Source organism: Azospirillum sp. A26 (assembly GCF_042604635.1).
Taxonomy (GTDB): Bacteria; Pseudomonadota; Alphaproteobacteria; order Azospirillales; family Azospirillaceae; genus Azospirillum; species Azospirillum palustre.
In genome coordinates this window covers 85,906-99,075 of the sequence record NZ_CP170474.1, presented here as the reverse complement: position 1 = coordinate 99,075, position 13,170 = coordinate 85,906, and the positions used below count along the sequence as shown (strand labels likewise).

Annotated in this window: 9 protein-coding genes; 1 reads left to right on the top strand and 8 read right to left on the bottom strand. The window is 66.8% G+C overall.

Annotation, left to right across the window (positions count from 1 at the left end; all coding sequences use genetic code 11):
- Positions 1 to 26 precede the first annotated feature (26 nt).
- Genes ABNQ39_RS24165 through ABNQ39_RS24150 form a run of 4 tightly spaced genes read right to left on the bottom strand, consistent with a single transcriptional unit; the run spans position 27 to position 6,051 of the window.
- Positions 27 to 1,541, bottom strand: coding sequence for a mechanosensitive ion channel family protein (locus ABNQ39_RS24165; RefSeq protein ID WP_376962803.1), 1,515 nt, complete (start codon positions 1,539 to 1,541; stop codon positions 27 to 29).
- Between the two features lie 36 nt (positions 1,542 to 1,577).
- Complete coding sequence (locus tag ABNQ39_RS24160; RefSeq protein ID WP_376962801.1) at positions 1,578 to 3,527, bottom strand: HAMP domain-containing methyl-accepting chemotaxis protein; 1,950 nt, start codon at positions 3,525 to 3,527, stop codon at positions 1,578 to 1,580.
- Between the two features lie 27 nt (positions 3,528 to 3,554).
- A complete protein-coding gene (locus ABNQ39_RS24155; RefSeq protein ID WP_376962799.1) occupies positions 3,555 to 4,925 on the bottom strand; it encodes a chemotaxis protein CheW in 1,371 nt (456 codons plus the stop codon).
- 19 nt (positions 4,926 to 4,944) lie between these two features.
- The gene (locus ABNQ39_RS24150) at positions 4,945 to 6,051 is read right to left on the bottom strand and encodes a hypothetical protein (RefSeq protein WP_376962797.1); all 1,107 of its coding nucleotides are present in this window, start codon (positions 6,049 to 6,051) and stop codon (positions 4,945 to 4,947) included.
- Positions 6,052 to 6,460: 409 nt separating this feature from the next.
- Between ABNQ39_RS24150 and ABNQ39_RS24145 the strand changes: the two genes are divergently transcribed.
- Positions 6,461 to 7,834 carry an IS1595 family transposase gene (locus ABNQ39_RS24145; protein ID WP_376962795.1) on the top strand — a complete coding sequence of 458 codons (1,374 nt, stop codon included), beginning with the start codon at positions 6,461 to 6,463 and terminating at the stop codon, positions 7,832 to 7,834.
- A 462-nt stretch (positions 7,835 to 8,296) separates the two neighbouring features.
- Here the strand turns inward: ABNQ39_RS24145 and ABNQ39_RS24140 are convergent, their stop codons facing one another.
- From ABNQ39_RS24140 to ABNQ39_RS24125, 4 genes are all read right to left on the bottom strand, one after another.
- Positions 8,297 to 9,268 (bottom strand): MlaA family lipoprotein, encoded by a 972-nt coding sequence (locus ABNQ39_RS24140; protein WP_376962793.1) that lies wholly within the window; start codon positions 9,266 to 9,268, stop codon positions 8,297 to 8,299.
- A 103-nt stretch (positions 9,269 to 9,371) separates the two neighbouring features.
- Positions 9,372 to 10,139 (bottom strand): COG4223 family protein, encoded by a 768-nt coding sequence (locus tag ABNQ39_RS24135; RefSeq protein WP_376962791.1) that lies wholly within the window; start codon positions 10,137 to 10,139, stop codon positions 9,372 to 9,374.
- Between the two features lie 251 nt (positions 10,140 to 10,390).
- Positions 10,391 to 11,956: an ATP-binding cassette domain-containing protein gene (locus ABNQ39_RS24130; protein WP_376962789.1), complete on the bottom strand. Its 1,566-nt coding sequence runs from the start codon at positions 11,954 to 11,956 to the stop codon at positions 10,391 to 10,393.
- Entirely contained in the window at positions 11,953 to 13,095 is a 1,143-nt protein-coding gene (locus ABNQ39_RS24125; RefSeq protein ID WP_376962787.1) for a hypothetical protein, read from the bottom strand. Before ABNQ39_RS24125 ends, ABNQ39_RS24130 begins: the two co-directional genes overlap by 4 nt.
- Positions 13,096 to 13,170: the final 75 nt, after the last annotated feature.

The following is a 13,170-nucleotide window of genomic DNA, read 5'->3' as shown; positions in this document are numbered from 1 at the left end:
CCGGCGGGGCCGGTTGCCCGGTGGTTTCAGCCCGTGTTGGCGACCGGGCCGATGCCTGGGCCATGCCGCCCGACAGGGGCGGGAAACAGATGCCGCATCTGACGCAGGGTGTCGGCGACCCGCTCCTCGTCCTCGTCGGAGCGGCTGGCAGAGCCGGCGACGAGGTTGCGGGCCACGCGCTCCATCGCGCCGGCACCGGTGCCAGACTCCATCGTGCCGGCACCGGCGCCGAACAAGGATTGCAGGGCGTCGGGGCCGAACTCGCACAGCAGGACCGCCGTGCGGCAGCGCACGGTGCTGCCGTGGGCTTCGCCGCGCAGGATGGCGGGATCGAACAGGTCGCCGGGGCGTAGCGTCGCCGGCAGCGGATCGCGGACCGACCTGCGCCCGGCATCCGCCGACAGCAGCCCCTCCAGCACGAGATAAAGCGAGGTCCCGGCCTCTCCCGCCTGGATCGCCACCTGACCGGCCGGCAGTTCCCGCATCGCCGCGTGGGAGGCCAGCAGGCGCAGCGGCGCATCCCCCACCCCGCGGAAGAGGGCGGTGGCGCGCAGCAGGGCGGTCAAGGCGGCCGTGTCGGGGCCGGCGCTCCCGGTCTGCCGGAACGCGCCGTCCGCAGCGGATGGGCCCTCCGTCAGGACGGTCGCGGTCTCCAGCCCGGCGAAGGCGAGATGGGTCAGCACCGTCTGAAGGATCGTCGGCGATGCGTTGCCCAGATGACGCCATTCCGCCTTGTAGAAGATGGCGTATTCGACGCCCTCCAGCCGGATCGCCTTGACCTCGACCCAGGGGACCGGCGTGTCGGGGCCGGCAAGTCCGGTCATCGCCTCCAGCGCCGCCGCCTGAAGGATGCGGGTGGCGCGGGCGAGTGGCACGCGGGCATCGAGCGTCAGGGTCACGAAGCGGAAGCTGTTGGCCTCCGGTTGGCTGAAGTTGGTGATGGTGAAGGCGCTGAACTTGCTGTTGGGGAAGATCACCAGATCGCCCATGAAGTCGCGCACGCGGGTGGTACGCCAGCTGATCTCCAGCACCTGACCGCTGATCTTGCTGTCGCCCGACCGGTGGATCTGGATGTATTCGCCGATGCGGATCGCACGGTCGATGTTGAGCGCGATGCCGGCGAACACGTCCTGCAGCAGCTCGCGCAGGGCCATGCCGAGTACGAGGCCGGCCACGCCGGACGCCGCCCACAGCACCGTCAGATCCTGTTCGAACACGATGCCGGCGCAGGCGGACACGGCGATGCCGAAGATCACCAGACCGGACATCTGGCTCAGCAGCTTCGGCACCGGCGACCCGGTGGCCGACGCGACGATGCCGTCGAAGATCACATACTGGACGATCCGCTGCACCAGCACGGCCAGCGACAGGAAGGCGGCAACGCCGAGCACGTATTTCAGCACGCGGCGCGTGCTGTCCATCGCGGCCAGCCCGAAGCCCTGGAAGCTGTCGCCCCCGAGATAGAAGCCGAACAGCACCACCAGCGTGATGACGAACGGCGCGGTCAGTTTGCCGGCCGCGCGGCGCAACCCTTCCTTCATGGCGTTCCCGTTGCCTCCTCTCCGGTGCGGCTGTGGTCAGGCGGTGCGGATGCGGGCGGTTTCCGCCTTCAGGCGCTGCGCCATGTCGGTCAGCGCGGCCATGGTGGCGGAGATCTCCTCCGCCGCGCCGGCCGTCGCCTGCCCGGTCATGGAAAGCTGCTCGACCCGGTCCTTCAGCAGGCTGGCCATGGCGTTCTGCTCGTCGATGGCGGCGGCGATGGACTGGGCGGTGGAGCCGCTGTCGCGCGACGCTTCGACGATGCGTCCGATCGCGTCCGCCGCCTCGCCTGCAGCCTGCACGCCGGTTTCCACGCCCGCCGACGCTTCGCGCACCAGCGTGCCGATGTCGCGGGTGGCGGCGGTGACATCCTCGGCCAGCGACGAGATCTTGGCGGCGATCAGGCCGAAGCCGCGGCCGCTCTCCCCCGCCCGGACCGCTTCCAGCCCGGCGTTGAGCGCCAGCACATAGGTCTTGTCGGCGATCCCGGCGATGAGCGCGCTGATCCGCTCGATGCCCGCCGTCCGTTCGGCGATGCCGTCGACCGCCCGGCTCAGAGAGATCAGCGTCCGCTGTCCGTCCTCGGCAAGGTCGGCCGTGCCGCGCGCCAGGGCGCTGCCGCGTTCGGCGTTGCGGGCGATCTCGCCGATGGCGGCGGCGGTCTGCTCGATGGCGCCCGACACGTCGGTCAGCGTCATCATCTGGCCGGCCGCCTGGCGCGACACGTCGATGGCCGCCGCCGCCGTCTCCGTCGCCGACGTGGCGACCTGCTCGGTGGAGCCGTTCACCGCGCGCAGCACGGCGGCGAGCTGCTCGACCGCGCGGTTCAGGTTGTTCTTGATGGCCGCGAAGTCGCCCTGGTGCGCACCGTCGATTGTCCGGGTCACGTCGCCCTGGGCCAGCGCCCCGGCGAAGCCCGAGATCTCGTCGAGCAGCAGGGCCAGCGCGTCGATGCTGCGGTTGACGTTGCCCTTCAGCGCCCGCAGGTCACCGTCATAGGAACCGGTCATGCGGCCGCGGATGTCGCCGGAGGACAGCCGCGCCATCACCGACGCCACCTCGAACAGCGGGGTGGTCAGAACCTCCACCAGTTCGTTGGCGCCGCGCACCAGGACGGCGAACTCGCCGGCATGGCGTTCCGGCTCCACCCGCACGGACAGGGCGCCGCCGCGGGCGGCCTCGATCAGGTCGCGAAGGTCACCCGCCACCGCCTTCAGCGTCGCGGCGATGCCTGCGGTGGCGCGCAGCATATGGCCGATCTCGTCCCGGCGGCCGTCGTCGATGACGGTGACGGTCAGGTCGCCACGCGCCATGCGGTCGATCACATCGCGGGCCTGACCGAGCGGCACGGTGATCGAGCGGATGATCGCCACCCCGAGCGCCACCCCGACCAGCACCGCACCGATCAGCAGCCCGATGGTCCGGCGGACCGTGAGGTCGTACAGGGCGTCGTTCTCTTGGTAAACCGACTTGGCGACCGTCAGCTGCAACTCGATCAGTGCCGACATCGCGTCGGAGACCGGCTCGATTGCCGGATACAGCTCGTCGATGACGAAGCGGTCGAGCCGTTCGGAACGGCCGGTGGCGAGGATCCCGCGCAGCCGGTCGGCCGCGCGGTCGGCATCGGCCATCAGCGGTTCGGCTTTCGCCACCAGCGCCTTTTCCTCGTCAACCAGATAGGTTGCCAGATAGCCACGCCATTTTTCGCGGATTCCAGACCGGGCGGCGTCGATGGCGGCGAGCGCTGTTTCGGTGGGCACATTCCCGTTCCGGGCCTTGTGCGCCATATCGACGATGTTGACCGCATAGAGGTCGGCGATCACCTTCAGATCGCGCAGCGGTACCACCCGGTCATTGTAAACCGTGTCGAGCGCGTCGTTTCCCATCTTCATGCCATGCAGGGCGATGAGGCCGATGATGGCGGTGAAGCCATTGAGGACGACCACCAAGACCGCCAGCTTCTTGCCGATTTTCAGGTTCTTGAACATTGCGCCAGGGCCTCCTGCAGGGTCCGCTCACCAATTCGAAAGCCAGCCGGCGAATGACGCCCGCATGGCCGTCCGCACGACATCTCCGGGGTCCGCCCGCCACGGGCGGCGGAAGGCGTCGGGCCGCACCAGACATTCCAGGACCGGCGTGCCGTCCGACGGTTTTCCGGTCGCCGCCGGACGGACCGCGCCGGCGAGCACGGCCATCGCGTGGGGCAGCGGCGGCGGCGCATGCCAGCCGAAGCCGCCATCCGCCGCTTCGATCCGTCCCGTCAGCAGGGCAATGGGACGCCGGCCGTCGCGCGTCAGAACCACGCAGCCGGCCGGCTCGGCCGTGCCCCCGAACGCCGCGTCGATGTCGAAGACAGGGATCGATCCGGAGCGGCGCGACCGGTGGAAGTCGCCGGGGCAGGGTATCCCCCGCACCTCCCGCACCATGGCGGCCGGTGCGGTCAGGATCACGGGGCCTGCCGCCATCGCGACATGGGTATGGCCCGACGAAGGCGCGGGCAGGGGCCGGACGGCCGTGCAGACCGCCTCGCGCGCTGCCAACCGCTCTATCGGCAGGAACCCGTCGGCTCCCGGCTGAACCACCTGGATCGGGCGGTTGCCCGCATCGTCCCGCCACCACAGGGAGGTTTCGCCATCGGCATCGACGGTGACCAGATTCCGGCGCGGCAGGCTGTGCAGGCCGAACAGTGCGGCGACCGTCAGGGCGATGGTCCCGTCGGGCGTGCGCAGGCGCAAGGCCCAGCTGTCATCCTCCGGCGACCCGCCCCCGATCCAGAAGGCAAGGGAGTGGGCCGGCAGCAGGTCGCCGTCCAGCATCACCACCTGACGGGGCGCGGTGCCGTGCGCGGTCAGAAGGCCGTCCGGACGGCCGACGGCGTCGACCAGCGTAGCGGGGATGGCGACACGGTGCCCGCCCCCGGCGACCAACAGCACGTCCAGCTCTTCGCTCGTCCGGTCCATGTAATCCGGTGCCGGCTGCGGCCCGCAGGGGGCGAGCCCGCCGAGCAGATCGTCCGGATCGATGGAGAGGGCCGGGCCGGGGGACGGCTCCGCCATGCTCCCGTCGGCGGTCTTCACCTCCTCGACCCGCAGCGACAGCGGCCCTGCCGCGTGGTCCAGTTGCAGGCTCCATCGCCCGGCACCCGGTCGCCCGCCGTTCCGGCCCCCCAGGTCGATCTGCGCGGCGGCCACGCCGTGGCTGAAGACCACGCCTTCGTAGCCGGGCGGAGCGAACGGCACCGGTGCGGCGGGGACCGCCAGATCGACGGCCGCCACCTGGCTTGCCGGCACTGCGAAGTGCTGTCCGGCGACGAGAACGGTCACCGTTGCCGTCCGGGCGGCTGGCCGCAGCGCCGTCGGGCCGGCAATCGGGAGCGGGGCGGTCATCGTCGTCTCCACCGTTCCGTCAGGCGGCCGAGGCGACGGCATAGCCGTTGACGCCGACGTATCCGGCGAAGGTCGCCAGACACAGCAACAGGTTAGCGATGCGGGCGAAGCGCGGCGCACGCTTGTGCGTCAGCTGCATCAGGACGACGGCGAGCGCCGCCAGCAGGATGGAGGCGAAGGTCGTGCTGACGATCACATCGGCAAGCGTGAAGGTGGAGGCGGGCGGCAGATAGCCGTCCAGCGCGTATTTGTTGCCGACCGCGGCGAAAACCGCTGCGGCGCACAGGCCGATCCGCGATCCCGCCATCGACTCGAAATCGAGGAAGAAGGTGAGCAGGGCCAGCAGGAATGCGACGCCGAAGCCGACGAACAGGCTGCACAGCAGGCGGATGCCCTGGCGCTTCACCGTGATGGTCGCGACGATTCGCGAATAGACGCTGTCCTCCGACAAGGTGGGGTCGCCGTAGGAGGTGTTGTAGGTCACGTCCTGGGCCGAGAGGTCGAAGCTCTCGATGGTCCAGCCCGGCACGGTCGCGGCGGGATCGATGCGGCTGTTCTTGCTGTCGGCGACGAAGCGGATGCGGCCGGTGTCGGATTGGCCATCCTCGACCATGATCACCAGCTTCTGCCGGTCGAACGGGAAGCGGGTGATTTCCCAATCCTCCGCCAGCACGGCGCCATGCTTTTCCTGATGCCAGCGGATTCCTTTGCTGGTGTCGAGCGAGGCGAATTTCACGCTGTCCGACTTGGCGTTCGCGACTTCGACCGTCGCATGCGGGTCGTATTCGGGACTGTCGTGCAGGTACCAAAGCCAGAACGACGCGTAGTAGGACCGCTTCGACATGTCGAAATCGAGCAGCTGGGTCAGGTACATGCCCACTTTCACCTCCGTCGGCCCGTCCGGCCGTGCCGGTGCGGCGGAAGGCGGCGTCGCGCCGGCGGCGGCCGGCGGCGGGGCGCTGGTTCCGGCGGGAGGTGCTTCCGTCGCCGCCCAGGACGGCAAGGCGAACTGGGCAAGGGCGACGATCAGCAGCGCGGTCAGAATCGCACCGGCCAGCCCGTTCCGCCGGCCGCGTGCCTCACCGCTTCTGCGGTCGCGGCATCGATCGTTCCGCCCCGATGCCATGATTGTTGGCTCTGTCACAGCGCGTCCTCTCCCTCAGGGCATCTTTTTTCAGCGTACGGAGAAATTTTTGAATGAGATCGCCGATAACAAATTGCGAGATGAAAGAGGTAATCTCCAGAAGAGGCGGAAATTGTGTGGGGTATTTGTTTGTCTGCACAAAAACTGCTTAAGTGATTAAACGATTGATTGGGAAATTTTATTTATAAAAGAAAGGCTCGGTCAATTCGTAAAACCCCTATCAGGCTTCCAATTTTCAGTTTCGTAGCTATGTTGCAGACACAGGTGCAAACGCAAAAATCAATAAAAACAGAGACTTACGATAACGGCAGCGCTCCGCGCGTACCTCCTACATATTGATTCAAATCGGATGCGTCTTCCGGTAGAGTGTCGGCCTCGGGGGAGGTCGGCCGTGGGCAACGAGCGCTTCTACAAAATCTGCCAGGACTTTGACCTCAGCATCCACACCGATGCTGACGAGTTGACCGCTCGTTTCACAGACGAGGCGCAGGCACGAACCTTCTTCGAAACCCTGGTCTGGCCGGACGGTCCGTTCTGCCCGCATTGCAAATCCGTCAAGGTCTACCGCTTCAACTCGGTCAAAACGACCCGTAGCGGAGAAGCCCGCGCCCCGCGTGTCGGGCTGTTCGAGTGTGGAAACTGCGCCGCCCAGTTCACCGTCAAGACCTTCACGCCGCTTCACGGGACAAAACTCCCCCTTCTCAAGTGGATAAAGGCGCTGTTCTACCTGCTCAGCAGCAGCAAGGGCGTCTCGTCCGTCGTTCTGGCCCGGCATCTCGGCGTGACTCAGCCGACGGCCTGGAAAATGGCACACGCTGTTCGAGAACTTCTCGATTACCGGCACGAAAGCGAACCTGTTCTCGACGGCGAGGTCGAGATCGACACGAAACGAATCGGCGGCGAGCCGCGCAAAGACGGACACACTAAATACGTGTGGAACCCGCGCGGCAAGGGGTCGGACAAGTCGATCGTAGTCATTATGAACGCCCGGGAGGGGCGGGTTCGAACCGGCGTTGTCACCGGGGAGTCCGCCGCGGAGTTGGCCCCGGTCATCAAGGCGGTTGTGAAGCCTGAAGCGCACCTGATGACCGACGGAGACAAGGCCCTCGCGGTCGTCGGTCGGGACTTCGGCGGACACTCCAGCGTCAATCACGGAGCGGAAGAATACGCCCGTGTCGAGCGGAAGGACGGCAAGCGACCGCGCAAACGGCGGCGCAATGCTGAGTTGCGGGACGACGAACGGAACGTTCACGTCAATCACGCCGAGGGCTTCGCGGGGCTTCTCGAACGAAGCCGTTTTGGCGTCTACCATAGGTTTAGCCGCGTTCACCTGAGCCGCTATCTCGACGAAGCCGCCTGGCTGTGGAGTTCGGCTTCGTCGAGAACGATGACGACGACCGATGGACACTCGCAGGGCGAAGTGCAGGCGGAGCCGTTCGTCCTTCAGTTGATGACACTGATGCCCCGGGCACTCGGCCGACAAATCCGCTGGTCAGCAAAAGGCGGTCTGTTCTGGCCGCCACCGTTGCAGGACGGGGATCTTCCGGCGCCGTCGCGGGTCCTAATGCTGGAGCGGGCGAAGGAGAAAAACAGCGAAGAACACGGCCTGCCGCGGAAATACCGCGAAGCCCCAAAAGGAACACGTGGAACTCGCCCGCTTCCCGGCCCAGTGCGCCTACGCGCGACGTCTCCATCGCTACGACCGCTGCGTCCAGCCCCGCCGCCGCCAGACTACACCGACGAAGAGATCGACGGACTCTACTGACGACGCCGTGTCGGGGGGGCTTCCACCGACCAGTCGACTGTCGCATCTGGAGACTACTCTGCTCGCCTAAAAGCTGTGTCCTGCGCCGATGCGGGGAGCCAAACGCCGACGATTGGCCACAGGTTTCCTACCATATCTAGGCTACGCCTCTAAACAGTTTGACTGCTGACCTGTGTCTGCAACATAGCTACGTTCAGTTTTAAATTATTCATAAAACTCAATTTCAAAATTGAGTCTTTTAAAGAATTGAAGAATTGCCTGTTATCAAAATAGCTCTGTGGCTATTCGGCGATGGCAGCAGCGGATGTCGAATATAATTGTGTAATATCTTAAGTAAATTTTTTGTCTGGTGGAAAGGTCTTTCAGAATCTGATCGACCTTGCAGCTTTGAAAGCCGGAGCAACTTGTCCGGAAGGAGGCGAAAGAGCGGTAGGGCGGTTGCTCTTCGACGCGCGCAGCCGCTTATCGGGCGGCGACCGCGTACCCCCGCTGCACGGAAAGTCCCTTGCGTGGGCCTGGGCGGTCGTCTTCCGGGAAGGCCATTTCGGGCGACGAACGCCCCCGGCCCGGTGGAGTCCGATCGAGCGACGGGGGAGCGGAAACCGGCCCCTTGGCGGGCGGTGTCTCGATCGGCTGGGCGCAGCGTTCCCGCCGCTGCTTCAAATAGGCCGTGCGGGTGGCATCGTAGTCCGGCAGGCGGATGTTCCTCGCCTCGATGTCGAATTGCCGGGTCGCCGTGATATCCGCCACCGCCTCGACCGATTCGGCGATGACGATGGTCTGCAAGCTGGCGCCGGTGCCGGCCGCCACCCCGGCGAAGGTCCAAAGCACGGCGTTCATCAGGACGACGTCGGCGATTGCGTCACGACCCGTGCGCGGACCGATGAAGGGCAGGACCACATAGCCCATCTCGCCCACGCCGGAACGGCACAGGCTGAGGCCGAGGTCGGTGTGGGTCGGGGTGAATCCCCATTGGCTCGCGGTGTCGTAATAGCCGAGAACGCCCACCGTGCTGTTGATGCCGAAGCGCTCCACCGACCGCCATGCGTTGCCGAACTCGCCGATCATCGTGCTGGTGACGGCGGTCAGCGGCTCGTTCACCAGATTGGTGACGATGTTCTGCACGCTTCCGGCCGCCGGATCCGGCGGTGCGGCCGGCGCCCCGCCCCGCATCCAGCCGCCCACCGTGTCGATGCCGTCGTAAAGATGCCGGTTGAAATCGAAGACGGCGCGGCTGTAGCTGTCGACCCAGCCACCTTGTTCAGCAGCATCCTTTGCGGTGGCGGCTGGGGCTGCCACTGCCGCCGTGGCTGGCGCGGCGGCGCCCTGGGGCGATGCTGCCGTCGGCGGGCTGGCGCAGGCGGCCGAAGCGGTCCAGAGCGACGCGGCGATCACCGAGCCGAGTAGGTGAGACACGAGAAGGTCGCAACTCATCCAGCCATACCTTGCCAGCCATATTTTGTCAGTTGGCCTTGACGGCGGGAGCGTGAAGCCGCCGCCCGTGCATAGACCCCGCATGGACCCCGATGCAGCCCTGTCAGGATTTCGGAGACATCCGGCCAGCCGCCGTCACCACCATCTCGGCGATGCGGTCGACCGCCTGGTTCGCCGCGATCCGTGCCCGTGCATCCTCCATCCAGGCGCGGGCCGGAGACGTGGAGCCGAGGTCTATGGCGCTCAGCTGCGCCATGGCGGCCGGCAGATTGCCTTCGGCCAGCAGCGCCTGCGCCTGCTCGGCAATCGTCACCGGCCGGATCGCTTCAGGTTCGACCGCGACCGGTGTCCAGCCCGTGACGTTGGACAGCCATTTGATCGGTGTCGGCCGGGGGTCGGTGCGCCCCGCAGCCTCGGTGACCGCCGTGAAATCCTGCCGGAGCTGGCTTTCCACCGGAATGCCGTTTGCGGCGTAAGCCTCCACCGCGGCCAGCAGCGGTTCCAACTCCTCCATCTTGCCGCCGAGGGCACGGACGGCCTTCAGCTCTGCATCGAAGGGAACCGGACGGCGCAAAGTCGCGCGCAGTTGCAGGAGCACCACCATCCGGAGTCTGGCATCGGCATTGGCAAGCACCGCATTGGCCGACAGGCCCTGTTCGGTCGTCCTGACCAGTGTCGCCGACAGATCGCTGACCTTGCGGTCCAACTCCGCGACGGAGCGGGCGAGACGGCCGGTTTCGACCTCCTGCCGCGCCTGCCATTCCAGTCCGGCCGGCTGAAGCCGGAGAAGCCGGTAGAGCGGCGGCGACCAGTAGGGGGCGGACACGGTGGCGACCAGCGCCGCGATGGACAGGATCAGCGGCAGCGACATGTTTCGCCCGTCCGAAGCCGGCGCCTTCAAAGGCGGTAGGTCGGGCGGGGGCGACGGCGGAAGCGCTTGGCCGGCGGATTGCCAGGGTTCCGGTTGGCTTCCCGCGGTCCTGGCATCCTGCGCCGCGGCCCGCTGTTCGATGTCCGCATCCGTGATCATGATCCGCTTCCCCGTTTCACGGCGTCCATTCACCGCAATGTTACCCCAAAAGAGTTCCCGCGCTATCGGGAAATATCCGAAGGGGAGGTGTGTCAGAGTGTCAGAATTGAAATGACGGCGTGGACCAGCAGGGTCAGAGTCACCCCGACAATGATCGAACGCGCAATCGCTGCGTTTATTTCAAGAACCGATTCTTTCTTTCCACAGCCGATAACAATCGCTGCTCCGCCGGCAAGCAGTGAACTGAGCGCCACCTTCAAAAGTACCCAGACCATGCTGAAGGAAGGATGCACGCCGTCGGGCAGCAGCTTGCGGAAGAAATGGCTGCGCCACAGCTCGAAGCTCTGCATCGGGAACTGGATGTGCCAGGTCTGCATCGACGCCCAGCTCGCCATTCCCAGCGAGATGACCAGCAAGATCAGCGATCCCACCACCATGTTGATGAGGATGGCCGAAAAGATGTAGCCGCGCGCGGTGATGCGCAGGTTCTGCATGGCGCTGAACTGCGACGACAGGACCCGGTTTCCGATGTCGGCGGCGATGATGGCGTTGTTGCGCGCCACGAACAGGATGCTGCTGATCAGCGGAACCGCCACGGTGCCCTGGACCAGACCCAGCCCGACCAGCGTCTCGTCGTGCAGAAGGGATTTCAGGTAGCCGCCGAAGGAGTTGTAGTGGAAGCCGAACCACATCGACACGAAGCCCATGATCAGGGCGCCGGCTCCCATATAGATCAGCATCAGCGGCGAGACGCACAGCTCCCAGAAATATTCGGCGAGATAGCGCAGGAACCAGTGGAAGCGGGAGCGGTGGCCGACCTCCCGCCGCCAGTCCCGGCCCTTGCCGGCGCCCCGCAGAATTCCGGTTTCAGTCAAGCCGGCTTCGGCCAAGCCGGTTTCTGCAAGCCCGGCCGTCCGCCCGCCGGGAAGGACGCTTTCGTCCAGGGCCAGCAGGGCCGCCTCGATGGCTTCGGCGTCGCGCGGCACCTCGACCAGCCGGTGGTTGCGCGTATCGAACAGCAGCACGCGGTCGGCCACCGGAAGCAGATCCTTGACGTGGTGGGCGACCACCAGTGCCGGCTTGTTCATCGACCGGCACAGGTCGCGGATCAGCTCGCCCAGCCGCCGCGCCATCGCGACGTCCAGACCCGAGTTCGGTTCGTCGAACAGCAGGACCGGCCGGTCGGCCAGCAGGGTGCGGGCGATGGCGAGACGCTGGCGCTGCCCGCCGCTGCAGGAGCTGACGGTCTGGGCCGGGTCGATGCCGTCCAGCAGGGCGGTGGCGCCGTCGATCAGCACGGCATCCGGCGGGTGCGCCGCATGGTCGGCGGCGATCCGCAGATTCTCGACGGCGCTCAGATCGTTGAACAGCGCATGGTCCTGGAAGACGATGCCGCCGACCGGACTGCGCTCCGTCGCCAGATCCATCGGCTGTCCGCCGCAATGCAGGCGTCCGGACACCCGCCACTCCCCGGGGCCGTTCTCCAGAAGACCGCCGAGCAGCTTGACGATGGTGGATTTGCCGGACCCGCTCGGCCCGACCAGCAGCACCACCTCCGCGGGGTCGATGGCGAAGCTGGTGTGGCGCAGCAGCGGCTGGCCGTTCGGCCGGTCGATGGTCAAGCCATCGATGACGAGGGCATGGGAGGTCTGGGTCATTGCGGCACGGCATGCAGGAGGATGCGGGGCGAGTAGCGGTCGAGCGTGAGGATGTCCTCGCGCTGGCGGGCGCTCATCAGGACGATCAGCGGACCGCCGCGGCCGGTCAGGAAGCCTTGGAAGGTGTGGGCGGCCAGCGCGTTGAGATCGGCGCCGGCCTGGATGCCGAACAGCAGGTCGGGAGCGAGCCGGGCCAGATCGCCGGCCGGGCCGGAAACCGGCTTCAGATAGGCGCCCAGCCGCGGATCGTTCACCATCCGGCCGGCGACGTCGCGCAGGCGCTGCTGATGGGCCAGTGCATCGACGACATTTCCGGCGAAGGTCTTCAGGAAGGCCTTCGCCTGCCAGCTGTCGGCAAGCTGCCGTGCCGCGCGGTTGACCAGCCCGGCCTCCCGCGCTTCGCGCAGGATGGCGTCGATGGCCTGATCGACGGGGCCGAGATCCCAGGACTGGCTGCGGAACGGATCGAGCGCCATGCCGACATTGGCGCCGATCAGGTTCCACACCAGCGGCTCGACCTGCTTCATCGCGATGGCCTTCAGGTCGCGGCCGACGGTGTCGTGCAGCATCGGTTCGGCGCTGCGCAGGAGCTCCTCGTAGGTGGCGCGGGTCGACGGCGCCCGCCAGGCCTCCTCGATCGCCATCCGGCCGATCTCCTGCAAGGCGTCGCGGTACTCTCCGGTGAATTCCGGCGATTCGAAAATGCCGTCCATGGCGGTGCGCAGCCCGCGCCCCACCTCCTCGATGCCGTTCCACAGCCGGACCCGCTCCTCGTCGGTGGCGAGTAGCCAGAGGACGCGGAACTCGGTGTTGAACATCAGGGCCTCGCTGCCGTGGATCAGCCGCGGGTCGGACGGATCGAACAGCGTGATGTCGACCCGCCCGTCCGGCCGCAGCAGGCCGGTGCCGCTGCGCATGGTCGCGTGGTCGGGCTGCATCAGGAAGACCGGCACCGGAATGGGCGCCGCGGCGGATGCTCCCGGCGTTCCGTCCATCGGGGCGGCAAGCTGATAGCTGACGGTGGCGGCGGCATGGCGGGTCGGCAGCGTCGTCCAGCCGGCCGACAGGAAGAGGGCGCCGAGAGCCAGGCTTGCGGCGATGGCGGCGGGCTTGCCGAAAAGGGCGTTCACGGGCGTCATGTCAGCCGATCCATCGCGATGCGTCATTCCGGCACAGGGAGCGGGATGGGAAAACGGTGCGGCAATTGCGGGATC

What these genes read in the sequence shown, in the direction of transcription:
- ABNQ39_RS24165 (WP_376962803.1), bottom strand. Translation starts at nt 1,541, where the DNA reads ATGAAGGAAGGGTTGCGCCGCGCGGCCGGCAAACTGACCGCGCCGTTC.
- ABNQ39_RS24160 (WP_376962801.1), bottom strand. Translation starts at nt 3,527, where the DNA reads ATGTTCAAGAACCTGAAAATCGGCAAGAAGCTGGCGGTCTTGGTGGTC.
- ABNQ39_RS24155 (WP_376962799.1), bottom strand. Translation starts at nt 4,925, where the DNA reads ATGACCGCCCCGCTCCCGATTGCCGGCCCGACGGCGCTGCGGCCAGCC.
- ABNQ39_RS24150 (WP_376962797.1), bottom strand. Translation starts at nt 6,051, where the DNA reads ATGGCATCGGGGCGGAACGATCGATGCCGCGACCGCAGAAGCGGTGAG.
- ABNQ39_RS24140 (WP_376962793.1), bottom strand. Translation starts at nt 9,268, where the DNA reads ATGAGTTGCGACCTTCTCGTGTCTCACCTACTCGGCTCGGTGATCGCC.
- ABNQ39_RS24135 (WP_376962791.1), bottom strand. Translation starts at nt 10,139, where the DNA reads ATGTCGCTGCCGCTGATCCTGTCCATCGCGGCGCTGGTCGCCACCGTG.
- ABNQ39_RS24130 (WP_376962789.1), bottom strand. Translation starts at nt 11,956, where the DNA reads ATGACCCAGACCTCCCATGCCCTCGTCATCGATGGCTTGACCATCGAC.
- ABNQ39_RS24125 (WP_376962787.1), bottom strand. Translation starts at nt 13,095, where the DNA reads ATGACGCCCGTGAACGCCCTTTTCGGCAAGCCCGCCGCCATCGCCGCA.